This window comes from Rhodothermales bacterium (assembly GCA_039944855.1).
GTDB lineage: Bacteria > Bacteroidota > Rhodothermia > Rhodothermales > JANQRZ01 > JBBSMX01.
Genome location: JBDUXZ010000003.1, coordinates 1 through 26902 on the forward strand (window position 1 = coordinate 1; position 26902 = coordinate 26902).

Genomic DNA, 26902 nt, shown 5'->3' on the forward strand with positions numbered 1-26902 from the left:
CGTTCGCGTGGTTCGGCGGGTACCGCCGGCTCTCGAAGGACTACGAGCGGCTACCCGCCGTCAGCGAAGCGTTGGTCCAACTCAGTGCGATTCGGTTGATGGTTCGACGCATCGCCTAGCTTCCCCAAACAGTCTCTAAGACCCTCCGTGCTGTTCCATCAGACATCCCAATAACGTTGCCGCACCATTTCAAGAAACCGGTATCGGTTCCACCGTCGAAGTCGGGCGGGTCGCCGGCTGCCGCGACGTTCAGGAGCTCCCTCGCCATAATGATGGCACGCTCATAAGGCACATCGCCCTGAGCGCCACCCTCGTCGGTGGACGCGTCGGATCTACCACTCGGAGTCCCGAAGATTGCGGCCGAACCGAAGACCTCATAGAGCCCAAGGACTCGCCAGGCGGAGGTCCAACGAGATAGCGCGATCTCGAATGTGGCAGCGGCGTCCAATGAGCGCTCAAGCATGTCCACGAAGAAGACGTCGAGTTCACCGCCAGAGCGCTCAATGGCAGCATCTAGACGATCCGTCCAGCGATGGGATAAGTAACTCTTGTCCCGCAAGGCTCGTACGCGGGCAGCATTCGTTGCAATTACGACAGCATGCGGCAGCAGACTCCTTAAACGATTCGTGTCATGGCGGTCGGAGGGATCTGTCACCGCAGTGAGAGCCTGGGCGATCCGCGCCAGGAGGTCATCGGCGATAAGCACATCATCTGGATCAACAACGAGTGCCTCCCCTTTCCTTTGAACATTAGGGCTGATTGTACGAGCGAGATCCGTGAGCGAAGATTTGAGCTCGTCGCGCAGTAGGGGAAGTCGCCTGATGAGCCGGGACTCCAACAGCGCAAGCTGCTCGTACCCTCCAGGACGCTGAAGTAGCTCGCCGAATTCGCGTTCAGCATCACGCGAGTCGATCACTTTCCCTCCCCATCCTCCCCACCATTTACTTGCTCGGAAGGTGTAGCTTGCAAAGCCATTGAGGTGGAGAGGAGCGTCTAACTGGTTGGGGTCATAGTCGGCGCCCAACACCTTATCCCAGACCAAAGGATGAGCCCTGAGAGGGTTCCCTTCACGTAGGAGCGCCGCCCGCATGGCGGCCGGGAGCCCCCCGTTGTCCTCGCTGGGGCCTGGTTGGGAATTAGGAACCGAGTTCATGGCTTCGGAGAGTAACTTGGAAAGAACTAGTTCGCCTTTGCATGAGCAGCCGCAATCCCTACCGTGACGAACTGCCCGACGGCTCCCGAATCGAGCGCTCATACCGCGTCGAGGGTGAGCGGAAGGTACCGCGTGGAAACTGGCAGTGGGTCGTCTACGACCCCGACCGACGCCCAGCCCGGAAGCGGATCAACCTCCGCACTAAGGATAAGGGCGCCGCGATGGCGAAGGCGCTTGGCTATGCGCGACGCCGCTCCGTTGGTGCGCTCGATCCGTGGGTGCATAAGCCGGCGGCCGGCGCAAAGGCTTCCTTCGACAAGGCCACGGAGCGGTATCTAGCTGAGAAGGCCCACTCAGCATCGCCGTCCACCGTTGAAAGCGACCGCGGCCACCTAGACCGGCTCGGCAGATCTCTACCGGCGGGAACGCTCGTGCGGCACGTAGAACAAAGCCACGTAGGGGCGTACGTCAACGCACGCAAAAGGCCTCCGAAGGGAGAAGACGGCCAGCGACGGGGGCCGGGCCCCGAGGCCAGCGCCGAGACCAAGAGACGGCGCCGCGCGAGCCTCCAGCACTTCTTTGCGTGGGCCATCGCACAGGGGCTTTGCCAGACGAACCCCGCCGAGGGCATCCGGTTACCGAAGGCGAGGGGGAGGCGGCGCGACCACGTAACGGATGAGGAGGCCGAGGCCATCCTCCGTGCCGCAGCAGCGGCCGCCGCGCCCGGTGAGGACCTTGGCGACGGGCCGCGCGACTGGCTCACAGACTGGGTAACCTTTGGGCTCGGTACCGGCCTCAGGCCTGGAGAGCAGCGGGCCCTGCGGTGGAGCGCTGTACGGCTCTCCGAACGTTGCATCGAGGTAGGGAAGGGGCACCGGGTCAAGACGGCCGGGAGTCGCAGAACGGTTCCCGTGGCGGGCGATGCCCTGGCCGTGCTCCACCGGCTGGATGCGGGCCGGACGAACAGCGCTGACGAGTTCGTGTTCCTCGGCGCAAACGGCGGTCCCGTCGCGGTGGACTACCTCACGAAACGGCTCCAGACGCTGGCCGAGCGCGCGGGCGTCCGCAAGCACGTCACGGCGTACGCCCTCCGACACGCCTACGGGACGCGGATGGCTGCGGCCGGCGTCCCGCTCCTCGACCTAGCTCGGATCATGGGCACGAGCGTGCGGATGATCGAGAAGCACTACGGGCACTACGACCCCGCCAGAGGTGCTTCTCACGTGGAGCGGGTGTTCGGGAGCGCCCGCCTTGATGAGCGGGCGGGATCGCCCGAGTGATCGGTTTGCCGGAGGGTAGAAGTACGGCAAGAGTACGGCAAGGCCGTGCGGATAGCTGCGGATCTATGCAGGATCCGCCGTGGGGAATGGCCTCTTCTGAAGTATTCTGGCCAGATCGGCTGAGCACCCTCCCCCACCCTGCCGCAATCGCACTGCAGAGGTCAGGAGTTCGAATCTCCTTAGCTCCACTCCGCGCCCGCCGAAGTCGTCTTCGGTGGGCGCGCTGCGTTTACGCCGCCCTCAAGCGAGGTAAATCGTCCGGCCCGTTTTAGCTGAGCGCATCGCGGCGTCGAGGATTTCCATCGCGATGAGGTTGATCGGGAGCGACGAGAGACCGGGGCCCGGCACCACATCGCCCCGCACGACGGCGGCGAAGTAGGCGAAGGGATCGTCGTGGGGCGCGGGTAGCGGATCGAGGCGGAGGCGCTGCTCGGCGGCGTCGGCCGTCCGCACGCGGAGCGTGGAGCCGTCGTCGGCGTGCAGGGAGCCGGTGCGGCCGTAGACCTCCATATCCTTCCGGTCGAACGGCCAGTTCCACGAGGCCTGGATGAGGCCCTGCGCCTCGGGGTACGTCACGACGATCGTGGCTTCATCGTCGACGAGATACGGCTCCGGCTTGAGTCGCTGCGTGACGGCCGTCACCGAGCGCGGGCGCTGTCCACCCATTAGCCACGGAACGAGAGCAGCGCCGTAGCAACCGAAATCTATCAGCGCGCCCGCGCCGTTGTAGACCGGGTCCGTCAGCCACGTCAGGAACTCGGCGTTGACGCCGATCTCGCGCGGGCCTGCATTCCCGCTGCGCACGACGACCTTCCGCACCGGCCCGACCTCGCCGGCCCGGACCCGCTCGTACGCTGCGTGGACGCTCGCGTACCACGTCGTCTCGTAGTTGGTGAGCAGATGGATGCCCGCCCGCCGCGCCGCCTCAGCCATCGCGCGGGCATGGTCCAGGCTCACCGCGAGCGGCTTCTCGACCATCAGGTGGACCCCGTGCGCCGCGCATGCCTCGACGACGCGCCGGTGGTCGAGGATCGTGGTGAACACGGCGACGGCATCGGGGCGCGCCGCGTCCAGCATCGCCTCTAGTGTGTCGTGGACGAGGTCGATTGCGTAGCCGTGCTGCGCCGTGTAGCGCCGGGCCAGATCCCGATTGGCTTCCGCGATGCCGACGATCTCGATATCGCCCCGCGGCTCCCGGGCGAGCAGCCAGTGGACGTGCGTATGGACCAGCCCCACGATGCCCACGCGCACGGGCGATCCGGGCAGCACCGTCGAGGCCTCGCGATTCATCGGCACCGGAGTGATTATGCGGACGCAGCGGTGGGCGGCGGCGGCATCGAGGTGTAGAAGTCCTCGTAGAAGCGGGCCGAGTACGCGCCGAGCAGTTCTTCGACGCGCTCCGGCGAATCGGCGCGCACGATCAGGCCGGCGTGGTTTTTCTTCACGATGTGCCGCACGACCTCGGGGTCGTCGTAGCCCGAGAGGTCGGGCCACTCCTGCTTGGCGAGCGAGAGGAGGACGCCCGCGTAATCGGTGCGGTGCTCCGGCGGCGTGTACCTCTCGCCCCGCGCGTCGGCGATTTCCAGCTTCGCCCATTCCGCCCACAGGTTCACGCCCGTCGACGCTTCGACGAGGTCGGTGATGTTGGCGCCGCCGACGCGGGCGGCGGTTTCGAGGAAGTAGAACTCCCCGTCCTCCCGGCCGCGGATGAACTCGGTGTGGACGGCGCCGCGGACGAGCCCGAGCGCGTCGACGAGCTGGCGGTTCAGCTCTTTCACGCGTGCCGATTCCTCGCCGCCGCGGTCGAGCGTGCGCGTGGCGAAGAGGCCGCCGCCGTGCATGATCTCGAACGGCGTGCTCGCGTAGCGGTGGGCCTCGGCGAACTGCACGGCGCGGTCCGCGATGAGCGCGTCGACGTGGTAGACGTCGCCCGGGACGAACCGCTCGATGAGGAAGTACGATTGCCGGTCGCCGAGCTCGTCGAGCGTGCGCCAGAGCTGCTCGGGCTCGGCGATCTTTCTGATCCCAATCGCGGAGGCCTCACTGCGCGGCTTGAGGATCCACGGCGCGGGGACATTCGCCATGAACGTGCGGAGGTCGTCGTAGTTGATGACCGGGGCGAAGTCGGGGACGAGGATGCCCGCCTCGCGGGCCTTGAAGCGCATCGCGAGCTTGTCGCGGAAGTAGCGGACCGTGGTCTCGCCCATCCCCGGCACGCGGAGGTGCTCGCGGAGCGTCGAGGCCATCTCGAGGTCGAACTCGTCGAGCGGGACGATGCGGTCGATCTTCTCGGCGCGGGCGAGGTAGCTGACCCCGTGGATCACGTCCTCCCGCTCGAAGAGGTCGGGCATGTAGAACGTCTCGGCGATGCTCTCCCACGGCCAGTCGATCTCGCGCAGCTTCTCGACGGTGAGGAAGAGCACGCGCACGCCCTCGGCGTGGCACGCCCGCATGAACGCCGCGCCCTTTTCGTAGCTCGCGAGGCAGAGGAAGGTGAGAGGTCGCTCGCTAGCCATGAGGGGAGAGTTCGAGTGTGAAGGTGTGGACGTTTGGAGGTGTGAAGGCTGGGGGCTTGAACGTCCACACGTCCACACTCCCACGCGTCCAAACGTACTAATCCGGCAGGGCGCGGCCGAGGAAGCGGAGCCAGTTCTCGCCGAGGATACCGGCGCGCGCCTCCGCCGGAGCGATCACGCCGAGCTTGGCGAAGTCGGCGCCGCGCGTGATTTCGAGCGGCGTCTCCTGCAAGCCGAAGCCGCCGTCGAAGTCGCTGCCGATCGCGACGCGCTCCCAGCCGACGAGCCCGGCGACGTGCTCGGCCTGCGCGCGGACGTCGGCGAGGGTGACGGATTCTTTCGGGTCGGTCCGGGCGACGCCGTCCTTGACGAACTCGCTGCCGAGCACGAGCCCGACGAGCCCGTCGCGCTCGCCGATCGCGCGGAGCATGTCGTCGGTGAGGTGGCGGTCGGTCGGGGTGAGGGCGCGGGCGTTGCTGTGGCTGGCGAAGACGAGGTCCGGCCCGAGAGCGAGCGCGTCCCAGAAGCTCTCTTCGGCGAGGTGGCTCACGTCCAGCGGGATGCCGTGCGCGATGAGGGCGCGGACGAGATCGCGGCCGAGGTCGGTCAGCGGGCCGGGCGCGTGCGTGCCGCTGCAATACCGCGTCCGCTGCCACGCCGGGCCGACGAGCCGCACGCCGCGCTCGACCCACGTCGGTAGGTCGTCGGGCGTGACGATCGGGTCGGCGTTCTCCATCGACACGACGAGACCAATGGTCTGGCCGCCGCCCTGCCAGTCGAGGACGTGGGCGTCGAGGTCGGCGCGGGAGCGGAGGAGGCGAATCTCGCCGGCCTCTTCCCACCGCTCGTAGACCGCGAGCTGGTCGAGGGCGAAGCGCTCGGCCTCTTCCGGCGTGGCGTACGTCAGCGCCCGCTGCCGGTCGGTGAGCGGGGGCGCGTCGGGCGGGCGCTCGAAGGTGCGGGGCAGCGTAAAGAGCGTCCCGACGACGACGCCGACATCGCCCCGCCGGAGTTCGGGGAGCGAGACGAGGAGTTCCTGCGTCGTGCGCTTCTCCTTCCGGCGAACGGCGAACACACCGCGCGTGAGGTCGCGCCCGTGCGCCGTCACGTTGAAGGCGAGGTCGAGGTGGCCGTCGATGTAGAGGGGGCGGCTCACCATTCCGTCTCCCGCAGCAGGAAGTCCACGGCGAAGTGGAGCCGCTGGCTCCACGCGACCTCGGAGTGCCCGGCCCCCTTCGCCTCGACGTAGACGAGGTCGCGGTGCCGCCGGTAGCCCTTGCCCAGGAGCAGCTCGCGCAGACGGCGCACGTCGGCCACGGTCTCCTTCCCCTCCAACGTTCCCACGTCGAGGTAGACCTTGCCCGGCGTGTGCGGCGCAGCCTCGACGAAGGGGAAGATCGACCGCTCGGCAAACCACAGCGACGGGCTCATGACGCCAGCGTTGCCGAAGATGTCGGGCCGGCGGAAGAACGCGTAGAGGCTGATGAGCCCGCCCATCGACGAGCCGGCGACGAGGGTGTGCTCGCGCCCCGGCCGCGTGCGGAAGTCGTGGTCGATGCGCGGCTTGAGCGTGTCGACGAGGAAGTCGAGGTAGCGGTCGCCGTCGCCGCCGCGGCCTTCGGCGTCTTCGAACGGGCTGTACTCGTTGAGCCGCCCCTCCGTGTTGAACACGCCGACGACAATCGCTTCGAGCCCGACCTGGCTGAGCGCGTTCATCGTGTTGTCCACGTTCCACTCCTCGGCGAAGCTCGTCGCGTCGTCGAAGAGGTTCTGCCCGTCGTGCATGTAGATCACGGGGTAGCGCCGGGTGCCGGTGCCGTACGACGGCGGGAGGTACGTGATGACGTCGCGGTGGTTGTCGAGCTGCGGGCTGTAGAGCCCTCCGAGCACCTGCAGGTCGCCGACGACGGTGTGGCCGTCGCCCTCGGGATCAGGTGGGTACGTCTGCCACGTCCCCTCGGCCGAGGGGAGGGGGGCGAGGTCGCCCTCGGCGGGGGCCGCTTCAGTGGGTTCGTTCATACGGGCTCGAGCGGGCCGACGCGGGGCTCGGCGCGGCTTCATCGGGGGCGTCGACGCTCCCGAGACAAGGGGGAGTAAATACGGTACCAACATCGAAGTGGCCCGCTTATCTTCTGACCGTGCATCGGCTGACGGCGGGGGCCGTCACGGCGTGCCGACAAGATACCGCCCTTTCCGTTCCCACTACTCGCCCGCGGCGACGCCCCTCGCTCGCCGTCGGCCCCAACGCTCCGCCGCCTATGCACCGCGAGCATCACCGCTGGCACAGCCCGTCGCTCGGGCGCGACATGGACCTCCTCGTGTTCGGCCACGCCGGCGCGCGCGTCCTCGTCTTCCCCACCTCGCAGGGCCGGTTCTACGAGTGGGAGGACCGCGGGATGATCGGCGCGCTCGGCGAGCACCTCCGCAACGGCTGGGTCCAGCTCTACTGCGTGGACAGCGTCGACGCCGAGAGCTGGTACGCCCGCTGGAAGCACCCCGTCAACCGCGCCAAGCGGCAGGAGGACTACGAGCAGTACCTCCTCCACGAAGTGCTCCCGCTCAGCTGGAAACGCAACCCGAACCCGTTCCTCATCACGACGGGCGCCAGCTTCGGCGCGTTCCACGCCGTCGACTTCGCGTTCCGCTACCCGCACCTCGTCGGCCGCGTCATCGGGATGAGCGGGCTCTACGACATCCGGCAGTTCGCGAACGGGCACTACGACGACCACATCTACCGGCACAACCCCTCCCACTACGTCGCCGACCTCGACGACCACGGCCACCTCGAGGCGATGCGGCGGATGGACATCATCCTCGCCACCGGGCGGGACGACAGCTTCCGCACCAACAACGAGCACCTCTCGCGCATCCTGTGGCGGAAGGACGTCGGGAATGCGCTCCGGCTGTGGGACGGCTGGGCGCACGACTGGCCGTGGTGGCACCAGATGATCCTCCGCTACATCGGCGGGGAGTGAGACGTGATGCGTGATACGTGAGGATGCCCGCTCATTCGTCGCAGTGTCCTTTACCCCTCACCCTTTACCCTTTACCCTTCTCATGGCAAAGAAAGCACCGAAGCGCGTCGGCCTCGTCGTCGGCCGCGAGTGGTCGTTCCCGCCCCGCTTCATCGAAGAAGTCAACAACCGCGATCAGGGCGTCGTCGCCGACCTCGTCCAGATTGGCGCGCCGATGATGGACGAGCCGTGCCCCTACGACGTCATCATCGACCGGATCTCGCACGAGGTCCCGTTCTACCGGACCTACCTCAAGTACGCCGCGCTCAACGGCGTGACCGTCGTCAACAACCCGTTCATGTGGAGCGCCGACGACAAGTTCTTCGGCGCCACGCTCGCCACGAAGCTGGGCATCGCGCACCCGAAGACGGCCGTCCTCCCGAACAAGGAGTACGTGCCGGGGATCGTCCACGACGAGTCGCTGCGGAACCTGAAATTCCCGCTCGACTGGGACGCCCTCTTGGAGTACATCGGGCTGCCGTGTATCCTCAAAGACGCGCACGGCGGCGGGTGGAAGGAGGTCTACGTCTGCCGCTCGAAGGAGGAGCTCCTCCACCACTACAACGAGTCCGGCCTGCTCACGATGATCGTGCAGGAGTTCATCGAGTGGGAGCAGTTCGTCCGCTGCATCTGCCTCGGGCAAGACGAGATCCTCCCGATCAAGTACGACCCCGGCGAGCGGAAGTACCACGTCGAGCACGACCACCTCGGCCCCGCGCTCGGCAAGCGGATCGTCGCGGACTCGCGGAAGCTCGTCGGCGCGCTGGGCTACGACATGAACTCGATGGAGTGGGCCGTCCGCGACGGCGTGCCCTACGCCATCGACTTCATGAACCCGGCCCCGGACATGGACATCAACTCGCTCACGCCGCACTACTTCGAGTGGGTCGTGGAGCACATGGCCGACCTCGCAATCAAGCTGGCGAAGAAGTCGCGCCCGCAGCTCAAGCCGCTCCGCTGGGACAAGCTCTTCGTCGGCAACCGGAAGACGTGAGGGAGGAGAGGAAACGAAGCGCGGAAGAGTCGAAGAATGGAAGAGGCGGTCGTAGCGACTGACTCCACCCCTCAGCTCTTCGGCTCCCGCCTCTCCGGCTCGTCTCGCCCCCCACACGTCCCCATCCCCACACTCCACTCCCACACGCACATGGCACTCCAGGCCGCCATCGAGCACTACCACGAGCTGCTGAGCGACGACCTCGCCGGGGAAACGCAGGACCAGCTCGACGACCAACTCCGGCGGCGCGGGCTGTTCTTCGGTGACCGCCCGCTGTGCAGCGTGCTCCGCCCCCGGTTCTTTACGCCGGACCAGTACCGCTTCCTCAAAGAGCGCTCGTCGATCATCCTCCGCGCCTTCGACAAGATCTACCACGCGGCGATTGAGGACGAGGCGTTCCGCCGGCAGTTCCGGCTGTTCGACTGGGAGGAGAAGCTGATCCGGCACGAGCCCGGCTTCCGCGACCCCAGCCCCGTCTCCCGCCTCGACGCCTTCTTCGTCGCCGAGCGCGGCGGCCTCCGCTTCACCGAGTACAACGCCGAGACGCCCGCCGCCGCGTCGTACAACGACCTCCTCGCCGCCGTCTTCTACGGGCTCCCCGTGATGCGGGAGTTCATCCGCCGCTACGAGGTCCGCCAGCAGCCCTCGCGCCACAACGTGCTCCACGCCCTCGTCGACGCCTACCACCAGGCCACGGGCCGCCGCCGCGACCGCCCCAGGATTGCCATCATCGACTGGCGCGAGGTGCCGACCTACAGCGAGTTCGTCATCAGCGCCGACTACTTCCGCTCGCAGGGGTTCGAGTGCGTGATCGCCGACCCGCGCGAGGTGGAGTACCGCAACGGCCGGCTCTACGCCGGGGGCATGGTCGTGGACGTGATCTACAAGCGCGTACTCATCAGCGAGCTCATCGAGCGCGGCGGGATGGACCACCCTATCGTCCGGGCCGTCGCCGACGGGGCGGTGTGCATGGTGAACTCGTTCCGCTGCAAGATCCTCCACAAGAAGGCCAGCCTCGCCGTCCTCAGCGACAAGCGCAACGCCTACCTCTTCACCGAGGAAGAGCAGCGCGCGATCGACGCGCACATCCCGTGGACGCGCGTCGTCGAGGAGCGGAAGGCGATCTTCCGGGGCGACGAGATCGACCTCGTCCCGTTCATCTACGAGCACCGCGAGCACCTCGTGCTCAAGCCGAACGACGAGTACGGCGGCACCGGCATCGTCCTCGGCTGGGAAGCCGACGACGCGACGTGGGACGCCGCCGTCCAGCTCGCGCTCCGGGAGGCGACGATCGTGCAGGACCGGATCATCCTCCCGCGCGAGCCCTACCCCAGCATCGTCGACGGGCGCGTGGCGTTCTTCGACCGCATCGTGGACACCGCGCCGTTCGCGTTCTACGGATCGTACATGGACGGCTGCCTCACGCGGCTCTCCACCGAATCGCTCGTCAACGTCACGTCGGGCGGCGGGTCGAGCCTCGCCACGTTCGTCGTCGAGCCCCGCTAACTCTCAGCCTCCCCCTGCTATGGAACAGCCGTCGCTCACGATCGGGATCGAAGAGGAATACCAGATCATCGACCCGGAGACGCGGGAGCTCCGGTCGTACATCACGGAGATCCTCGAAGACGACCACCTCATCCTCGGCGAGATCAAGCCCGAGCTGCACCAGTCGATGGTCGAGGTCGGGACGCGGGTGTGCCAGACGCCGGCCGACGCCCGCGCCGAGCTCGTGCGGCTGCGCGGGCTCGTGATGGAGCTCGCCGCGCGGAAGGACCTCAAGGTCGCCGCCGCCGGGAGCCACCCGTTCTCGTCGTGGGCCGACCAGGAGATCACGCCGCTCGCGCGCTACCTCGGCGTGAAGAACGACATGCAGGACCTCGCGCAGCAGCTGCTCATCTTCGGGACCCACGTCCACATCGGGATCGAGGACAAGGAGTTCCTCATCGATGCGATGAACGTCTCGCGCTACTTCATGCCGCACCTCCTGTGCCTCACGTCGAGCTCGCCGTTCTGGATGGGGCGGCGGACGGGGATGAAGTCGTACCGCAGCGTCGTCTTCCGCAGCTTCCCCCGCTCGGGCGTCCCGCGCGTGATGACCTCCCACGGCGACTTCGTCGCGCTCCGCGACAAGCTCGTCCGCACCGGATGCATCCCCGACGGCTCGAAGATCTACTGGGACTCGCGCCCCCACCACAGCTTCCCGACGCTCGAATTCCGCTTCCTCGACGTGTGCACGCGCGTGGACGAGGCCGTCTGCATCGCGGCCATCCTCCAGGCCATCATCCTCAAGCTGTGGAAGCTCCGCCGCGACAACACGACGTTCCGCGTCTACGCCTCCGACCTCATTGAGGAGAACAAGTGGCGGGCCGTCCGCTACGGCCTCGACGGCAAGCTGATCGACTTTGGCAAAGAGAAAGAGGTGCCCGCCCGCGAGCTGATCATCGAACTCATCGAGTGGTTCATCGGCGACGTCGTGGACGAGCTCGGGAGCCGGGCCGAGGTCGAATACGCCTATCACATCCTCGATGAGGGGTCGAGCGCTGACCGTCAGCTCGCCACGTTCGAGAAGACCGGCGCGCTCCGCCCCGTCGTCGACCAACTGATCCGGGAGACCGAAGAGGGCATACTCTAGCGTGCGCCGCACGCCTCGTCGCGTGAAGGTTCGGCCGGGATGCCGAGACGGCGATGGATGGCCCTAGTTTCGCTGTTTAACCGTTGTGTGTTTCCAATGCCTGCTGTCCCCCGATTGAGGGCCTCGGGCTTCTCTCCTGCCATCCCGACGTACACTCGTATGGAGTTTCGACCCGTCATCGGGGTCCCGACCCAGACCCTCCAGGCCATCGAAGGCATCCCGGAAGGGCTCCCCCACTCGTGGGTGATGAACCACCGCTACTTCCTCGCGCTCACCTCCGTCGGTGCCGTGCCGTGGATGGTGCCGCTGCTCGACGAGGACCCGGCCACGCTCCGCGCCATCTACGACCGCCTCGACGGCGTGTTCGTCGCCGGCGGGGTGGACGTGCATCCCAGCAGCTACGGCGAGGAGCAGCACGCGCTCTGCGGCGTCACGGACCTCCCGCGCGACGTGGTCGAGGTCGCCTTCACGCGGTGGGCGCTTGAGGACGGCAAGCCGTTCCTCGGCGTGTGCCGGGGGATGCAGATCCTGAACGTCGTCCGCGGCGGCACACTCTACCAGGACTGCGCCGACGAGTATCCCGGCTCCATCAAGCACGACTACTTCCCCAACGCCGGCTACGACCGCCACTACCTCGCGCACGAGATCACCGTCGCGCCGGGCTCCCACCTCCGCAAAGCGTTCGGCGCGGAGCGCGTGCTCGTCAACAGCATGCACCACCAGGGCGTCAAGGCGCTGGGCGACGGCCTCGTCGTGACGGCGACCGCGCCGGACGGGCTGATCGAGGCGATCGAGACGGCGGATGGGACGTTCGTCGTTGGCGCGCAGTGGCACCCGGAGATGCTGATCGACTCCGACGAGGGCACACACCGGCTGTTCCAGGCCTTCACCGACGCCGCCGTGCAGTGGCGCCAGGCCCGCACCCACGCCGACGTCGCGCTCGGGGAAGCCGCCTGACCGACGGCGGTCCCTCCTATCTCTGGCTTGACGAAGACCCGGCGGCCGCCGTGCCGCCGGGTCTTCGCGTACGGAGCCGCCGGATCAGCCCCGACGGCGGGACGTTCAACACGCACGTCTCCCCCTCTCCCATCAGCCTCTCGCTCGCCATGCTCCTCCGCCTGCTCGTCGTCCTCTCGTCTCTCATGTTCCTCGCCGCCTGCACAACGACAGAACCGGTGACGATGCCGCCGCCTCCGACCGAGCCGGCACCGGAGCCCGAACCCGAGCCTGCACCCGAGCCGGAGCCTGCACCTGAGCCGGAGCCCGACCCGCTGTACGAGCGGACGGAGGACGACCTCCGGCAGATGTTCACCGACGGCCTCTTCGGGCTGTACCGGGCCGAGGTAAATCCAGCCGAGGCACAGCGCCTCGACCGAGCCGGCGTGCAGACGTGGCTAACGGATCTCGAGATGGCTAGCCCGCGCGCCGTCGCCTTCGCCCGGCGCACGCTCGGCCCCGTGCTGGACCAGCCGTACCTCGTCGGCTTCGTGCTCGAAGACGCGGCGGCGGCCGAGTGCGCGAGCGTCCGCGACGTGCTCTACATCCCCGTCCCCGAACGCTTCCAGGGGGCGGACCGGCCCTTCACCGGCTACCTCGTCCAAGACGCCTGCGACGTCACGTCCGGCGAGCTCGCCCGCTTCTGCACCGGCGGCTTCGGCGAGACCGACGACGGGACGGCCTGCTCGTGCACGTGCACGACGGGCGAGGCGCCCGGCCTCGGCTGCGTCTCGTGCGGGAATTGAGGATGGAAGCGCGATTCCGCTGAGCATCGTTCCCTCACCCTCCAGCCCCTGCCCGCTTCACGACGAGGAGCGTGATGTCGTCGCTCTGCGGTGTGGCCCCCGCGTGCGCTTGCACCGCTTCGACGAGCGCGTCCACGACGGCCTTCGCTGAATGCGTGCGGTGCGACCGGAGAAGAGCACCCACCCGCTCCTCGCCGAACTCCTCGCGGGCATCGCTCATCGCTTCGGTGAGGCCATCGGAGTAGAGCAGCAGGAGGTCGTCGGGGTAGAGGACGTGTCCCACCTCCTCATACAACGAGTCCGAGAGGGCACCGAGCACGAGGCCCCCGTGCTCCAGCCGTTCCAGCGTGCCGTCGGCGCGGAGGAGCAGCGGCCGGTTGTGGCCGGCATTCGCCGAGTGGAATTCGTGGGTCCCGGCGTCGAGGATCCCGTAGACGAGCGTGACGAATGTGCCGGGGCGGAGCGTGCGTTTGAGGAACCGGTTCGCCCGCCCCAGGCACTCGGCCGCGCCGATGTCCTGCCCGGTCTGCCCGCGGAGCGTGGCCTGCACGTTCGCCATCAGCAGCGACGCTGGGAGCCCCTTCCCCACGACGTCGCCGACGCAGAGCGCGAGGCGGCCGTCGCCGACGGGGATGAAGTCGAAGTAGTCGCCGCCGACGGTGTCGGCGGGGAGGCTGAGTCCGGCGAGGTCGTAGCCCGGCACGTCGGGCGGGCGCTCCGGGAGGAGGCCGCGCTGGATGCGGCGGGCGAGGTGGAGCGCCTCCTGCATCCGCACGAGTTCCTTCTCCTCCTCCAGCAGCCGAGCATTCTCGATCACCTGCGCCGACTGCCCCGCGAGGATCGCGAGGAGCCGCTCGTCCTCGGCGCTGAAGCCGCCGCCGCCGCGCTTGTTGAACACCGTGAGCGCCCCGATCAGCCGGGACTGCGCGCTGAGCGGGACGCTGAGGACGGAGGCGACGTCGTCGGGCCACGGCGTCGCCGCGAAGCGCGGGTCGGTGCGGGGGGCGTCGAGCCGGAGGGGGCGGTGGTGGAGCTGCATCCACCCGAGGAGGTGGTCGTCGGCGCGGAGGGCGGGCCGGGCTGACGTGCCGGCGGCGGTGCGGACGAGCGTGCGCAGCGATTCGCCCTCGGGCTGCGCGTCGAGCACGGCGAGCACGCCCTGCTCCGCTTCGACGGCGTGGAGCGCTTGGTGGACGATTCGCTTCGTGATCTGCTGAAGGTCGTGCGAGGCCCCGATCTCCCGCGCGAGGGTGTTCAAGAGGGAGAGCTCCTCGACGGCGCGGTGGAGCCCGCGGTTCTCCTCTTCGGCGGCTCGGAGTCGCGTTTCTAATGCCTGCACGGCTTGCCGAGAAGCAAAGAGCATGGGAGTCGGGATCGCTGGATGGGGTTAGGAGCGCAGCATCTATATTCCCCGTATATAACCACGAACGACCAATCGAGCGTCCGTAGTCCTTGGTCCATCACCCTGGGTCAACACTCAGCTTCGGGAGCCCGAGCGTGGCACGGAGTCGGAGAAGCTAGGGAGGAGAGGCCCCGGACGAAGAGCCGCTCACCATCCCCCGCTCCATATGGCTTCATCCGGCAGTAAGCGCGCGCTCGTCGTCGGCGTCGACACGTACGAGAACCTCTCCGTGTTCGACCACCTCGAAGGCTGCGTCAACGACGCACGCCTCATGGCGCAGCTCCTCCGTGACCGGTTTGGCTTCCCCGAGGAGCACGTCACGCTCCTCACCGACGCCGAGGCCACGCGCGACGGCATCCTCGCCGCAATGGACGCCCTCGCCGACGCCACCGCCGAGGACGACATCGTGGTGATGTTCTTCGCCGGCCACGGCTCGCAGATGACCTGCCGCGAGGGCGACGAGCCCGACGGCCTCGACGAGACGATCGTCCCCTACGACACCGGCCGCGCGAACCACCCCGACGCGCCCGGCAGCGCCGACGACACCAACCGCGACATCTCCGACGACGAGATCAACGTGTGGCTTCGCCGCGTCACCGCGAAGACCTCCTACGTCACGCTCCTCTTCGACTGCTGCCACTCGGGTACGATCGCCCGCGATACGTTCGGCGCGAAGGCTCGCTACCTCGCGCCCGACACGCGCCCCGTCGAGGAGCTCCCGCCCTCGCCCATCCCGCACGTTGTCACACGGGGCACGCGCGCCGAAGTCGGCCCGAGCGGGTGGCTCCCCCTCAGCGATCGCTACGTCCTCATCGCGGGCTGCGCCGACGACGAGTGCTCCTACGAGTATCGCGACCCCGAGACCGACACGCCCCACGGCGCGCTCACCTTCTTCCTCGCCCGCGCCTTCGCCGACGCCCGCCCGGGCACGACGTACCGCGACATCTACGAGCGCGTCTGCCCCTCCGTCAACGCCCACGCCTCGAAGCAGCATCCGCAGCTAGAGGGCGCACTCGACCGCGAGCTCTTCGGCATCCGCACCATCGAGCCGATGCGGTTCGTCGGGGTGGAGAAACGAGATGGGCCGACGGTGACGCTCGCCGCCGGCGCAGCGCAGGGCCTCACCGTCGGCTCGGAGTGGGACGTGTACCCGGCGGGGACGAAGACGACCGACGACGCCACCCCGATCGGCCGCGTCCGCGTCACGCACGTCGGAGCGGTCGCGTCGAAGGCAGAACTCATGGAAGAGAGCGCCGACGGCGTCGAGCCCGGTGCCCGCGCCGTCGAAGCTCTCCACGCCGCCCACGCTGCGGGCCTCCGCGTCCACCTATCGGTCCCCGACGGCTTCGACGAAGCAGCGCAGGCGCTCACGGCTGAACTCGACAAGACGCCGCTCGTCACAGTCGTCGGCGACGTCGAGCCGGCCGACGCGCGGGCCTACCTCCTCGTGCCGCGCGCGGACGACGACGGCCCGGTGCCGCAACTCGGCGCGGTCGCCGAAGCGTCGTGGGCGGTCGTCGGGAGCACGGACGGAAGGCTGCTGATGCGCGTCCACCCCGTGAGCAAGGCGGGGGTGGCACGGCTGCTTCGGGACAACTTCGTCAAGATCGCCCGCTACCGTTTCGGTCTCGCCCTCGACAACCCTGACCCGCACAGCACGCTCCGAGGCGCGCTCGACGTACGACTCCAAAAGAAACAGGGCAGCGAGTGGGCTGACGCCACGCCCGACGCCGGGGGCCGCGTCGTCTTCGCAGAGAGCGATCGGCTCGCGTTCACGATCACGAATAACCACACCGAGCCGCTCTACGTCTACGCGCTCGACTTCGACATCACGCACGGGATCTACCCACTCACCGTGCAGGGCGCGAACGAGACGCTGGCACCCGGCAACACGCTCAAAATCGGCTATCCCGACGGGATCGCGTTCGAGTTCGACGACGCCTTCCCCTTCGCCCCGCAGCCGAACGAGGCCGACCCCATCGAGGGGACCGAGACGCTGAAAGTCTTCGGCACGACGCAGCCGGCCGACTTCTCCTCGTTCAATCAGGAGCCCACGCGGTCGAGCGCGTTCGGCGAAGCCGAGGGCGGGTCGTCGCTGCAACAGCTCATCCGCCGCGCGGCGCTCGGCGCGCCGACGCGGAAGATCGCCCTCCACCAGAAGACCACCGACGACGGGGATTGGACGACGGCGTCGCGCTCGTTCATGCTTCGGAAGGAGACGGCGAGCGCGACGCTCGACGCGGGCGGGAGCACCGCCGCGCTCGGTGACATCACGATCCGCACGCGCGGGCTCGGCGGCGAGGCGCGCGTGCTCCCTCCGTTGAATGCAGCCCCCGCCGGCACCCGCAGCGCCCCCCGCATCGGCGCCTCGACGGGCGTGCTCGACGGGCTCCACGCCGTGCTCGCGCAGGAGCGCGTCGGCGCGCAGCAGACCGTCGAGATCGACGTGGCGCGGACCCGCAGCCTCCCCACGCCCGGCGCGGAGCCGACGATCGAGGTGGAGGTGCCCGAACCCGACGCCGGGCACGGGCAGTTCGTGCTCTACACCGACGAGAGCGGCGTCACGACGTGGCAGTTCGCCAAACCCGCAGCGGCGACGAGGAGCCTCGGCCCCAGGACGCGGCGCTACGTGATCGACCGCGCGGCGCCCGTCGCACCGGAAGGCGCCGCCACACGAGGGATCGCCGGAGCGGTGGGAAAGAAGCTTATCGAGGTGCTCGTCTTCCCCCTCATCGATCCACTCATCGGGGCCGTCACCGAAAAGTTCGCCGAGAAGTGGGAGGAGAAGGAGCGGCCCTACGGCCTCCGCCCGTTCACGCCTGCCAATTACACGTCGCCCGACGCCCCGGCGCTCGGCGACGACGATTGGCGGCGGCTCGGTGCAGGGCGCTCGCTTCTCTTCGTCCACGGCACGTTCAGCCGCTCGCACTCCGCCTTCGGCGCGCTGGGGACCGAGACGCTCGCCGCGCTTTCGCAGCGCTACGACGGCCGCGTGTTCGCCTTCGACCACTTCACGCTGTCCCACGACCCGCGCCGGAACATCGAAGAGTTCCTCGCCCGCCTCCCCGACGACGCCGCGCTCGACGTAGACATCGTGTGCCACTCGCGGGGCGGGCTCGTGAGCCGGATGCTCGCCGAGAAGCAGAGCGCGTTCTCGCTCGGCGCGCGGACGCTCCGCGTTGGGAACGTCGTGTTCGTCGCCTCGCCCAACGCCGGCACGAGTCTCGCCGACCCCGAGCACATGGGGACGCTCGTGGACACGTACACGAACCTGCTGAACCTCGTCCCGGACAACCCGGTGACGGACGTGCTCGACGGTGTCGTGACCGTCGCGAAGCTCCTCGCTGTTGGCGCGCTCAGCGGGCTCAGCGGGCTGCAATCGATGCGGCCGGGCGGCGACTTCCAGCAGTGGCTCAACGCGGGGGGGACCCCGGGCGAGACGACGTACTACGCGCTTGGGGCCGACTTCACGCCCAGCCATCGGGGGATGCGGGAGTGGGCGAAGGACCGGCTGATGGACGCCGTCTTCGGAGCCGAGAACGACCTCGTCGTCCCGACGGCGAGCGTCTACGAGGCCAACGGCTCCGGCCTCTTCCCGATCGCCGAGCACCACGTCTTCGACGCCCACGCGGCGATCTCGCACGCGGGGTTCTTCCAGCACCCCAAAGTCCAGGAGAAACTGCTCGCATGGCTCACTGCCTAGCTTGTTTCCCCACCCGCTTCGTGGCCGGCCTCGTGCTCCTGCTCTCCGGGTGCACCGCCCCTTCGACCGTCGCGCAACCCCTCGTGCCACCGACGGTTGAGGTGTGTGCAGCAGAGCCGGTCCTTGCGGTCGTCGGTGAGCCCGTCGACTTCATCGCTGCGGTGGGGGGCAAAGTGGACACCGCGTCGTGGGACTTCGGGGATGGGACGACGGCGGCCGTACGCGACACGACGCACACGTACGCAGAGCCGGGGGTTTATGGCGCGGCGTTCACCGCCGCGAATGCCGCCGGACGCACAGCCTGCACCGCCACGGTTGTCGTTGACGCGCCGTACTGCCTCGACATCGTCGAGCTGAACAGCGTGTATTTCGGACGCAACAGCAGCCGGATCGATGATGGAATGGCGGACCCGAACACCGAAGCCCGACTCGCCGAGAATCTCGAGCTGATCCTCTCCTGCCCGAGCATGGCGATCGAGATCGGAGGCGTGGCGCAGGCTCGGGAGCGCCGCCCCCGCACCCTCGCCGAGGAGCGGGCGCAAGCGGTCGGCGCGTATTACATCAAGGGCGGAGCCCGACCGGAGCAGATCCGCATCATCGAAGGGACCATAACCACGTCGGATCCGGACGAATCAGGGCCGATCGTCCGAACACGCCGCGCTGACTCGTTCCCCCGCCCTGCCCAACGCTGAGCCTCGCATGGCCGACTACAAAGACTTCCGACTGAGCATCGTGCGCCGAGGCGACGAGGTGTGGGTGACGTCGAGCTCGCCGGCGAGCGGAGAGAGCGAGGCCCGCCTCCGGCTCCCCGACGACCTCGACGCCTACCAGCTCACGGCGCTCCTCGCCGCCGAGCACGGCGGGACGGCGCGCGGGACCGGAGACGCCGAGCCCCGCGTCGAGCGCAGAATCGCCATAAACGCGGGGTCTTCGCCCTCTGAGGAGCGCGCCGAGCGGATCGGGAGCGAGCTGTTCGAGACCCTTTTCCCCGGCCCCATCCGCGACGCGTTCAACCGCAACTGGGGCACCGGCCGTGACAGCGGCGTCCGCATCCGGCTCCAGATCAACCTCAACGACGACGACGAGACGATCCAGCGCCTCGCCGGGCTCCCGTGGGAGCTCCTTTACCTCGACGGGACGCGGACCGCGCTCGGACGCTCGCCGCTCACCCCGGTCGTCCGCTACCTCAACGTGCCGCGCCCCTACACGACGGTCCCACTCGGAGGGACGCTCCGCGTGCTCCTCGTCGTCGCCAACCCCAGGGACACGCACGCGCTCGACCTCACGACGGAGAAGGAAGGGATCGAGCGCGTGCTTCGGTCGCTCGCGAACGTGGAGGTGGACGTGCTCGAACACGCGACGCGCGACAGCCTGCGCGATGCGCTAGACACGAAGCCGTACCACGTCCTCCACTACATGGGCCACGGCGGGTTCGAGGGCGGTACGGGCGTGCTGTTTCTGGAGGACGACGAGCGCCGCGCCGTGCCACTCTCGGGCGAACTCCTCGGCGGCACACTCAGCGCGATGCCCTCGCTCCGGCTCGTCTTCCTCAACGCCTGCGACACGGGCCGGACGAACCACGAGGCCGGGCGCGACCCGTTCGGCGGCGTTGCGGCGTCACTCGTGCTCGCGGGCGTCCCCGCCGTCGTCGCCATGCAGGTGCCGGTCTCGGACCGCGCCGCGCTCGCCTTCGCTGATAAGTTCTACGAGCAGGTCGCCCACCGGAAGCCGGTCGACGCCGCCGTTTCGCTCGGACGGCAGGCGATCTACTGGGAAGACCAGACGTCACTGGAGTGGGCCACGCCCGTCTTGTTCATGCGCGCCCCCGACGGCCACCTCTTCGACGTCGAGCCCGAGCCGGCGGAGCCCGAGCCCGTGGACGCCGCCCCGGTGCCCGTTCCCGCTGCTCCGCCTGTCGCCCGACCGCGGCGAGGGCTCGTCTGGGGCGGGGCCTTCCTCGGCGTCGCGCTCCTCGCTGCCCTCGCGTTCTTCCTCACGCGCAACGGAGAGCCGGACGACGTGCTCCCGGATGACCCCCCCATCGTCGAAGTGCCTGCTCCGACGCCGGCCGATGTCGCGGATGTCGGTCTCCAGCCTCCGCAGGCGTCTCTCGCGGTGGGCGGCTCGCTCGCGTTCCGCTCCTCGCTCCTCGACGCCGAGCGGCGGCCGGTCACGCTCCTCGGCGACGACGGGCAGCCGCTCCGCAACCGCGCGCTCACCTGGTCCTCGAGCGACTCGACGGTGCTCCGCGTCTCCGAAACCGGCGTCGTCTCAGCCGTCGGGCCGGGGCGGGCGACCGTCTACGGTCAGATCGGGGAGCACCGCGACAGCGCCCGCGTGTCCGTTCGTGCTCCCTGATAGATCGAACCCCGCCCTCTCACTTTACTCCCCTCATGCTGACTGCTCTCTCCTTGCGTAGACGACTCCTCGCGCTTGCTTCTGTCGCTCTCATCGTAGCTGGCTCTGCTCCGAGTGCCTTCGCTCAAGCCCCGACGCTCGTCCAGTTCAGCCTGTCGGAGCGCTCGACCTATGTCGAAACGACGCATAGCGACTGGCAGAGCGACCGCGATCTCCGCTACTTCTCGAAGTCGAAGAAGTACGAGCTGTGCACGGACTGCGAGGACGGGACCGAGCCCGGCTGCGCCGATTGCTGGTGGGCGCGGTGCGACCAGCTCCTCGCGGAGCCGCTCACGCTGAAGGCGATGAAGACGTACGCCACCGGGCTCGGCCAGCCGGAGCAGATGCGCCACGTCGCCGACCGCGCGAGCCTGAGGGCCCTCGTTTACAACGAACCGGAGGGCACGCTCCAGGGACTCCTCCCCCAGACACGCGCCGCGTGGAACGAGATCGGAGCCACGGACCGCGACCGCCTCATCGCGCTCGGGCGGGACTGCACGGTCGGCGGCCCCGACCCGCTCGTGTTCACCTTCGTCCTGAGCAACCCCGGCGAGCGCGCCGTGTTCGTGACGGAGATCGTCCACCACCGCCTCTTCGACTTCGGCGAGGCCGCCGGCGGCCCCCCCGGCACGTCGGGCCCGTTCGAGCCCGAGGTCGACTACGTGCACGAGGTCGACTTCAAATGCGAATTCGAAGCCGGCGGCGGGCAGAGCACCGAGTCCGTAGCCCGCCCCCTCGCTCCGCCCTTCCGCATCATGGGGGACGACGCGGTGAGCTTCGAGCTCCAGTCCATTTACGATGGGACGTCCACCGGTTTCCTCGCCCCGATCAAGATGCGGCTCGACGTCGTGACGTCCGGGGGAACCGTGAGCACGCCGGAGTTCATCGTGGAAGCCCCCTCTTGCGGAGGCTGATCGCTCTTCCCATTCCCAAGCACCCATTATGGATTACCTCGACTTCGAGATCCGCATCACACCCGGTGACGACGGGCGCTACCCCGTCCACGTCATCGACGCGCCCGACGCCGAGCGGCCGACGGCGACGATGGTGCTCCCCTTCGACGAGGGCACGCTGAAGAGCCACCTCCAGAACCTCCAGATCGCGCTCCTCCAGTCGAAGTCCACACGGCGGGCGCTCGTGCAGCCGCAGGAGCAGCTCTCGGTGAAGGACTTCGGGCAGGTCCTCTTCGACACCGTGCTCCCGGACGACGTGCGGGCGTGCTACCAGCGCAGCCGCAACAAAGCCGCCGCGAGCGGGAAGGGGCTCCGCCTCCGCCTCCGCATCGAGGCCCCCGACCTCGCTGCGCTCCCGTGGGAGTTCCTCTACGACGAAGCCGCCGGCGACTTCGTCTGCCTCTCGAACGAGACGCCGATCGTCCGCTACCTCGCGCTCGACCGGCCCGTCGCGCCGATCCGAATTACGCCCCCGCTCCAGATCCTCGGGATGGTCGCCGCCCCCGACGACAAGCCCCAGCTCAACGTCGGGCGTGAGAAGCAACGGATGAGCGAGGCACTCGCGGGGCTCGAAGCGCGGGGCCTCGTTCGGCTGACGTGGCTGGAGGGGCAGACGTGGCAGGAGCTCCAGCGGGCGATGCGGCAGGGGCCGTGGCACATCTTCCACTTCGTCGGCCACGGCGGCTTCGACCCGTCCATCAACGAGGGCGTGCTCGCGTTCGCGAAGGAGGACCGGCAGACGGGGATCGCGGCGGGGAACGACGCGCCGCCGCCGACCCGAACCGACCCGCTCCCCGCTACGAAGATCGGCCAACTCCTCGCCGACCACCGCGACCTCCGCCTCGTCGTCCTCAACGCCTGCCAGGGCGCGACGGCCAGCACCGACGACATCTTCTCCAGTACGGCGAGCGTGCTCATCCGTAAGGGCATCCCCGCCGTCGTCGCGATGCAGTACGAGATCACCGACCGCGCCGCGATCGAGTTCGGGCGCGGGTTCTACGCCTCCGTCGCCGACGGGCTGCCGGTGGACGCTTCTGTGGCCGAGGCGCGGAAGGCGGTCAACTTCGCGATGGACTACACGGTCGAGTGGGGGACACCGGTGCTCCACATGCGCGCCCCCGACGGGCGGCTCTTCGACATCGATGCGCTCGCGGCAGCACCCCCGGCCCCGCCGCCTCCTAAACCCGCTGTCGAAGTGGTCATGGAGCCCGAGCCGGCACCGCGTCCGGTAGAAGCCCGGCCCCCCGCTCCCGGCCCGGTCCGGCCCGCACGCGCTGCCGCCGTATCACCCGACGCGAGCGGGAGGAGCAAGACGTTCCTTTGGGGAGCCGGCGCTGGCATCGCCTTCCTTCTCCTCGCTTTCATAGCGTTGGGTTTCTGGCTTAATCGCGGGCCGGAGCCAGCGCCGGAGCCGGAATGGCAGTACATCGGTGAGGTCACGATCGAGGAGGTGGCGCCTATGGCTCTCGGCGAGACCGCCTACATCCAGGCACGGCTTTGGAATGAGGCCGGAGAGGAGATAGGCGAGGAGACGGTGTACCCCGATTGGGTGCTCACGTGGTCCGCCGAGCCGGAAGACATCGTGAACCTTACCTACGACGAGGAGGGGCGCGGGGTATACGTCGAGGCGTGGACGGCGGGCACCGTCACCATAGCCGCCACCGTCAACTACGATTACTCCTTCCACGAAGAATCTCCGTCCGACGCTATCGCTATGCCGATCACAGTTCCTCCATCTCGCTCCGTGGACAGCGGCGTGCCCGTAGATGTGACTTTCGCCAACCAGTCATCCGCTCGGGTGGATATGGTGTGGGTCGATCATCAAGGAGCAGAACGTCCCTACGGAGGGATAGAACCCGGGGCGGATATCACGCAGCCCTCGTTCGCGAGGCACGTATGGCGCCTGAAGGAGTGGGAGACGGGGCTCGTGCTGGGGACGTTTGTAGTGGCGGAGTCGCCGCCCGAGCAGCGGTTCACGATTCGGGACGCTGTCCGGTAGCGTGCCGTTCGGGGGCCGCCCGCTCCATCGAGGCCACTCCCCTATCAGCCGCTGCGGCTTCGTCGTCCCGTGAGCGCGCCGTTCCGAACCCGGATCTCAGTCGAGGCCGCCGCCGACGCTGCCGCCGCCGCCGCCGCTCGTTCGGTCTCGGTCGCCGCCCCGGCACGGTGCCGCGAGGTCCCCGATGCGCGCGACGAAATCGAGCGGCGAAGACTCCGTAGCCTGCACGTTCAGGCGCCGACTCTCACCGGCTGGAATCTCGAAGCGCTCCGCGCCGAACACCTTGTCCGGGGCCACGCAGAGCACCGTATCGGCCTCGACGCTGAACGTCACAGCGTCCCCTGTATTGAGGTTCAGCGTAGACGGTGTGCATCTGCCGTCGCTATCGATGCGCACGGTGATCTCGGTCATAGCAGCTCTGAAAAGTGAGAGGAACAGGATGTCTGCGTTAACCCTGCGACGCGGACAGGGCTTGCAGCAACTCTCGATAACGAGGGTCGGACCTCAGCGCGTCGAGGTCGGGAGAGGCTTCGACATCCGCACGCTGAAGCCCCTGCCTAAGCCCCTGTTCAATATATTCTAACGCCCGCTCCCGATCGCCTACTATTTCGTAGACGACCGCCATGTCGTGGAGGACGCCGGGACGCACCTGGGCGAGTCCGGCGAGGCGCTGCAGCGCCACGCGGGCACTGTCCGCCTGCCCAATTCGCGCGTGGCTGACGGCCAATCCGACGAGGGCGTTTTCGTCGTTCGGGTTCACGCGGAGGGTCTGGCTGTCCAGGGCAATCATGCGGCGCCAAGCCGCACGGGCACGGGCCTCCTCGCCGTCTCGGAAGTAGGCCTCTGCCAGGTACGCCCACGTCTCCGCATCCGTGCTGTCGATGGCAAGCGCGCGCTCGTGCATCCGCGCCGCCTGCGCGTAGTCCCGGTTCCGCGCGTGGATCTGCCCGATGTTTTTGTACGCGCTCGCCGTCGGGCCGGTCGCGGAAGGGTTGACCTCGGCGGCCCGCCGGTACCACACCACCGCCGAGTCGAGCCGGCCGAGGTTGTGATACTGAGCACCGACATTGTTGTAGCCCCACGGGTTGTCCGGCCGGAGCTCGACCACGCGACGGTAGACCGACAGCGCCTCCTCGTGGCGGCCTTGCACGTGGTAGAAGAAGCCGAGGCTGTTGTAAAACGCCCAGTACCCCGGCTTGAGCGCGATGGCTTTGCGGTACGCCGCTTCGGCGTCTTCGGGGCGGCCGAGGTAGTAGTAGGTGGCCGCGAGGTGGCGGTGCGCCTCGGCGTTCGTGGAGTCGAGCGCGAGGGCACGGCGCAGTTCGCGCTCGGCCGCCTCGTAGCGTCCCGTGCCTTTGTACACGATGCCGAGTGTGACGCGGACCGGCGCGAGGTCGCCCCCGAGCGCAGCGGCCCGCTCACCGGCCTCCGACGCTCGCTCCACCCACTGCGGATCGCGGGTCGCCTCGTAGCGACGCCAGTAGGCCTCGCCCAGCCCAGCCCACGCGAGCGCGTAGCTGCTGTCGGCTTCGATGGCCCGTCGGAACAGCCGGACCGCACTGTCGATGTTCCGTTCGTCCTCGTAGCGCTGGAGGTAGCCGCGGGCCTGGGTGTAGTAGTCGAACGCGCCGGGGTCCGAGGTTCCGCCGGCCCGGAGCGCGCGCTCGGCCGCCGTGCTTAGTTCGAGGTCGAGGAGCGCGGCGAGGATGAGCGCGACGCTGTCCTGCAGCGCCAGCACGTCTGCCATCGACTTGTCGAGGATGCGGCTGCCGAGTCGGCGGCCCGCGTCGGCGTCGTAGAGGTCGAGCGTGAGGCGGACCCGCTCGGCGGCGCGCTGCACGCTCCCGCTCACCACGAGATTCGCCCCGAGCGTACGCGCCGCCTCACTCGGCGTACTCACCTTGGCCGCTAGCGCCTCAGCCGTGGGAAGGACGGAGAGCCGGTCGGCGAACTGCTCCATCCCACTCAGCGTCGCCCCAATCGTATAGGCCAGCCCGTCGATAAACGCCTGGTTGGCGGGGTCGCCCCCGATGTTGGCGAACGGCAGCACGGCGACGTCCCGCGCCTCGGCACCGTCCTCGCTCGATCCCGACCCGAACCACACGAACGCCGCGATGAGGGTGACGAGCGCGAGCACTCCCACGCCCGCCCACGCCGGGAAATGGAATCGCCGACGCGTCGCGACGGCCCCGCCCCGCTGCACCGCTTCGAGGTCGGCGAGGACGGCCTGCCCGTCGGGATAGCGCGCCGCCGGGTCCTTTTCGAGGCAGCGGGCCACGACGCGAGCGAGCGCCTCCGGCACCGCGGCGGCGAGGGGTGGCGGCTCCTCGTTGAGCAGGCTGTAGACGACGGCCTGCTCGTAGGCCCCGCGAAACGGCCGCGCCCCGCTGAGCATCTCGTAGAGCACGACGCCGAGCGCCCACACGTCGGCTCGGGCATCAACGGCGTCGCCGCGCGCCTGCTCCGGGCTCATGTAGGCGACGGTGCCGACGGTCGCGCCCCCCTTCGTGAGATGGACGTCCGCCACCTTCGCCACGCCGAAGTCGACGAGCTTCACGACGCCCTCGGGCGTGACGAGGACGTTGGCCGGCTTCACGTCGCGGTGGACGATCCCGGCGGTGTGCGCCCGCGCGAGCGCCCGCGCGAGCTGGACGGCGAGATCGAGCGCTTCGCTTGGGGCCAGCGGCCCCCGCTCGATCCGGCGGTGGAGCGTCTCGCCGGGGACGAACGCCATCGCGATGAACAGCAGCCCGTCTTCGGTCTCGCCGACGTCGTGGACCGTGCAGATGTTGGGGTGGTCGAGGGCGGACGCCGCCCGCGCTTCGGCGCGGAGCCGCTCGGCCGCATCGGCGTCACCGTGGAGGAGCGGCGGCAGGAACTTCAGCGCGACGGGCCGGCGGAGTCGGACGTCTTCGGCGCGGTAGACCACGCCCATCCCGCCGCGCCCGATCGCGTGCGAGACGGCGTAGTGCGAGACCGTCCGCCCGGCCAACCCGTACGGATCCCGCGTCGCGGCGGCCTGCTCGGCGTCGTCGGGCTGCGTCGGGTGGTCGAGTGCAGACATGGGAGAGCCGGGGGTGGACTCGTAGCGGGGCGCGGCATGGATCGGCGAGGCGC

General features: G+C 68.7%; 21 protein-coding genes and 1 tRNA gene. 14 read left to right on the top strand and 8 right to left on the bottom strand.

From position 1 onward, the window contains the following. On the top strand, positions 1–119 hold a 119-nt coding region (locus tag ABJF88_01275; protein MEP0545541.1), incomplete at its 5' end, for an IS5/IS1182 family transposase. Here ABJF88_01275 and ABJF88_01280 read toward each other — a convergent pair. Beyond that, on the bottom strand, positions 116–1153 hold the full coding sequence (locus ABJF88_01280) for a hypothetical protein (GenBank protein MEP0545542.1): 1038 nt from the start codon (positions 1151–1153) through the stop codon (positions 116–118). The two genes, ABJF88_01275 and ABJF88_01280, sit on opposite strands and share 4 nt — an antisense overlap. A 41-nt stretch (positions 1154–1194) precedes the next feature. Between ABJF88_01280 and ABJF88_01285 the strand changes: the two genes are divergently transcribed. Both ABJF88_01285 and ABJF88_01290 read left to right on the top strand, forming a co-directional pair. Beyond that, on the top strand, positions 1195–2433 hold the full coding sequence (locus ABJF88_01285) for a tyrosine-type recombinase/integrase (GenBank protein MEP0545543.1): 1239 nt from the start codon (positions 1195–1197) through the stop codon (positions 2431–2433). Between the two features lie 59 nt (positions 2434–2492). Continuing rightward, positions 2493–2621, top strand: a tRNA-Ser gene (locus ABJF88_01290). A 52-nt stretch (positions 2622–2673) separates the two neighbouring features. On the opposite strand, the gene ABJF88_01295 is transcribed toward ABJF88_01290, so the two are convergent. The 4 genes from ABJF88_01295 to ABJF88_01310 all read right to left on the bottom strand — a co-directional run bounded on the left by ABJF88_01295 (position 2674) and on the right by ABJF88_01310 (position 6968). Continuing rightward, positions 2674–3723, bottom strand: a complete 1050-nt coding sequence (locus ABJF88_01295; GenBank protein ID MEP0545544.1) for a Gfo/Idh/MocA family oxidoreductase — start codon at positions 3721–3723, stop codon at positions 2674–2676. Positions 3724–3737: 14 nt separating this feature from the next. Next, on the bottom strand, positions 3738–4949 hold the full coding sequence (locus ABJF88_01300) for an ATP-grasp domain-containing protein (protein ID MEP0545545.1): 1212 nt from the start codon (positions 4947–4949) through the stop codon (positions 3738–3740). Positions 4950–5046: 97 nt separating this feature from the next. Then, on the bottom strand, positions 5047–6108 hold the full coding sequence (locus ABJF88_01305) for a membrane dipeptidase (GenBank protein MEP0545546.1): 1062 nt from the start codon (positions 6106–6108) through the stop codon (positions 5047–5049). Further along, positions 6102–6968, bottom strand: a complete 867-nt coding sequence (locus ABJF88_01310) for an alpha/beta hydrolase-fold protein (GenBank protein ID MEP0545547.1) — start codon at positions 6966–6968, stop codon at positions 6102–6104. Before ABJF88_01310 ends, ABJF88_01305 begins: the two co-directional genes overlap by 7 nt. Positions 6969–7207: 239 nt before the next feature. Here ABJF88_01310 and ABJF88_01315 point away from each other — a divergent pair, with 239 nt between their 5' ends. The 6 genes from ABJF88_01315 (at position 7208) to ABJF88_01340 (ending at position 13331) form a co-directional block, all read left to right on the top strand. Then, on the top strand, positions 7208–7924 hold the full coding sequence (locus tag ABJF88_01315; protein ID MEP0545548.1) for an alpha/beta hydrolase-fold protein: 717 nt from the start codon (positions 7208–7210) through the stop codon (positions 7922–7924). Between the two features lie 82 nt (positions 7925–8006). Next, positions 8007–8957: a hypothetical protein gene (locus tag ABJF88_01320; protein ID MEP0545549.1), complete on the top strand. Its 951-nt coding sequence runs from the start codon at positions 8007–8009 to the stop codon at positions 8955–8957. 150 nt (positions 8958–9107) lie between these two features. Next, on the top strand, positions 9108–10463 hold the full coding sequence (locus tag ABJF88_01325) for a hypothetical protein (GenBank protein MEP0545550.1): 1356 nt from the start codon (positions 9108–9110) through the stop codon (positions 10461–10463). 19 nt (positions 10464–10482) lie between these two features. After that, complete coding sequence (locus ABJF88_01330; GenBank protein ID MEP0545551.1) at positions 10483–11589, top strand: carboxylate-amine ligase; 1107 nt, start codon at positions 10483–10485, stop codon at positions 11587–11589. A 159-nt stretch (positions 11590–11748) separates the two neighbouring features. Further along, a complete protein-coding gene (locus tag ABJF88_01335) occupies positions 11749–12546 on the top strand; it encodes a gamma-glutamyl-gamma-aminobutyrate hydrolase family protein (GenBank protein ID MEP0545552.1) in 798 nt (265 codons plus the stop codon). Positions 12547–12596: 50 nt separating this feature from the next. After that, positions 12597–13331, top strand: a complete 735-nt coding sequence (locus tag ABJF88_01340) for a hypothetical protein (protein MEP0545553.1) — start codon at positions 12597–12599, stop codon at positions 13329–13331. Positions 13332–13365: 34 nt separating this feature from the next. Here the strand turns inward: ABJF88_01340 and ABJF88_01345 are convergent, their stop codons facing one another. Then, positions 13366–14694: a GAF domain-containing SpoIIE family protein phosphatase gene (locus ABJF88_01345; GenBank protein ID MEP0545554.1), complete on the bottom strand. Its 1329-nt coding sequence runs from the start codon at positions 14692–14694 to the stop codon at positions 13366–13368. A 205-nt stretch (positions 14695–14899) separates the two neighbouring features. Between ABJF88_01345 and ABJF88_01350 the strand changes: the two genes are divergently transcribed. From ABJF88_01350 to ABJF88_01370, 5 genes are read left to right on the top strand one after another with little or no spacing between them, the layout of a single operon-like run. Then, positions 14900–18436: a caspase family protein gene (locus tag ABJF88_01350; protein ID MEP0545555.1), complete on the top strand. Its 3537-nt coding sequence runs from the start codon at positions 14900–14902 to the stop codon at positions 18434–18436. Beyond that, on the top strand, positions 18421–19128 hold the full coding sequence (locus tag ABJF88_01355; GenBank protein MEP0545556.1) for a PKD domain-containing protein: 708 nt from the start codon (positions 18421–18423) through the stop codon (positions 19126–19128). The genes ABJF88_01350 and ABJF88_01355 overlap by 16 nt, the downstream gene beginning before the upstream one ends. A gap of 7 nt (positions 19129–19135) precedes the next feature. Continuing rightward, positions 19136–20794 carry a CHAT domain-containing protein gene (locus ABJF88_01360; protein MEP0545557.1) on the top strand — a complete coding sequence of 553 codons (1659 nt, stop codon included), beginning with the start codon at positions 19136–19138 and terminating at the stop codon, positions 20792–20794. Positions 20795–20829: 35 nt separating this feature from the next. Continuing rightward, the gene (locus ABJF88_01365) at positions 20830–21747 is read left to right on the top strand and encodes a hypothetical protein (GenBank protein ID MEP0545558.1); all 918 of its coding nucleotides are present in this window, start codon (positions 20830–20832) and stop codon (positions 21745–21747) included. A gap of 28 nt (positions 21748–21775) precedes the next feature. Next, positions 21776–23785, top strand: a complete 2010-nt coding sequence (locus ABJF88_01370) for a CHAT domain-containing protein (GenBank protein MEP0545559.1) — start codon at positions 21776–21778, stop codon at positions 23783–23785. 96 nt (positions 23786–23881) lie between these two features. Here ABJF88_01370 and ABJF88_01375 read toward each other — a convergent pair whose 3' ends face one another. Both ABJF88_01375 and ABJF88_01380 read right to left on the bottom strand, forming a co-directional pair. Beyond that, on the bottom strand, positions 23882–24196 hold the full coding sequence (locus ABJF88_01375) for a hypothetical protein (protein MEP0545560.1): 315 nt from the start codon (positions 24194–24196) through the stop codon (positions 23882–23884). Between the two features lie 37 nt (positions 24197–24233). Continuing rightward, positions 24234–26849 carry a protein kinase gene (locus tag ABJF88_01380; GenBank protein ID MEP0545561.1) on the bottom strand — a complete coding sequence of 872 codons (2616 nt, stop codon included), beginning with the start codon at positions 26847–26849 and terminating at the stop codon, positions 24234–24236. Between the last annotated feature and the right edge of the window lie 53 nt (positions 26850–26902).

What these genes read in the sequence shown, in the direction of transcription:
- ABJF88_01310 (MEP0545547.1), bottom strand. Translation starts at nt 6,968, where the DNA reads ATGAACGAACCCACTGAAGCGGCCCCCGCCGAGGGCGACCTCGCCCCC.
- ABJF88_01360 (MEP0545557.1), top strand. Translation starts at nt 19,136, where the DNA reads ATGGCCGACTACAAAGACTTCCGACTGAGCATCGTGCGCCGAGGCGAC.
- ABJF88_01320 (MEP0545549.1), top strand. Translation starts at nt 8,007, where the DNA reads ATGGCAAAGAAAGCACCGAAGCGCGTCGGCCTCGTCGTCGGCCGCGAG.
- ABJF88_01365 (MEP0545558.1), top strand. Translation starts at nt 20,830, where the DNA reads ATGCTGACTGCTCTCTCCTTGCGTAGACGACTCCTCGCGCTTGCTTCT.
- ABJF88_01285 (MEP0545543.1), top strand. Translation starts at nt 1,195, where the DNA reads ATGAGCAGCCGCAATCCCTACCGTGACGAACTGCCCGACGGCTCCCGA.
- ABJF88_01350 (MEP0545555.1), top strand. Translation starts at nt 14,900, where the DNA reads ATGGCTTCATCCGGCAGTAAGCGCGCGCTCGTCGTCGGCGTCGACACG.
- ABJF88_01300 (MEP0545545.1), bottom strand. Translation starts at nt 4,949, where the DNA reads ATGGCTAGCGAGCGACCTCTCACCTTCCTCTGCCTCGCGAGCTACGAA.
- ABJF88_01380 (MEP0545561.1), bottom strand. Translation starts at nt 26,849, where the DNA reads ATGTCTGCACTCGACCACCCGACGCAGCCCGACGACGCCGAGCAGGCC.
- ABJF88_01370 (MEP0545559.1), top strand. Translation starts at nt 21,776, where the DNA reads ATGGATTACCTCGACTTCGAGATCCGCATCACACCCGGTGACGACGGG.
- ABJF88_01305 (MEP0545546.1), bottom strand. Translation starts at nt 6,108, where the DNA reads ATGGTGAGCCGCCCCCTCTACATCGACGGCCACCTCGACCTCGCCTTC.
- ABJF88_01335 (MEP0545552.1), top strand. Translation starts at nt 11,749, where the DNA reads ATGGAGTTTCGACCCGTCATCGGGGTCCCGACCCAGACCCTCCAGGCC.
- ABJF88_01375 (MEP0545560.1), bottom strand. Translation starts at nt 24,196, where the DNA reads ATGACCGAGATCACCGTGCGCATCGATAGCGACGGCAGATGCACACCG.
- ABJF88_01345 (MEP0545554.1), bottom strand. Translation starts at nt 14,694, where the DNA reads ATGCTCTTTGCTTCTCGGCAAGCCGTGCAGGCATTAGAAACGCGACTC.
- ABJF88_01280 (MEP0545542.1), bottom strand. Translation starts at nt 1,153, where the DNA reads ATGAACTCGGTTCCTAATTCCCAACCAGGCCCCAGCGAGGACAACGGG.
- ABJF88_01325 (MEP0545550.1), top strand. Translation starts at nt 9,108, where the DNA reads ATGGCACTCCAGGCCGCCATCGAGCACTACCACGAGCTGCTGAGCGAC.
- ABJF88_01355 (MEP0545556.1), top strand. Translation starts at nt 18,421, where the DNA reads ATGGCTCACTGCCTAGCTTGTTTCCCCACCCGCTTCGTGGCCGGCCTC.
- ABJF88_01315 (MEP0545548.1), top strand. Translation starts at nt 7,208, where the DNA reads ATGCACCGCGAGCATCACCGCTGGCACAGCCCGTCGCTCGGGCGCGAC.
- ABJF88_01295 (MEP0545544.1), bottom strand. Translation starts at nt 3,723, where the DNA reads ATGAATCGCGAGGCCTCGACGGTGCTGCCCGGATCGCCCGTGCGCGTG.
- ABJF88_01330 (MEP0545551.1), top strand. Translation starts at nt 10,483, where the DNA reads ATGGAACAGCCGTCGCTCACGATCGGGATCGAAGAGGAATACCAGATC.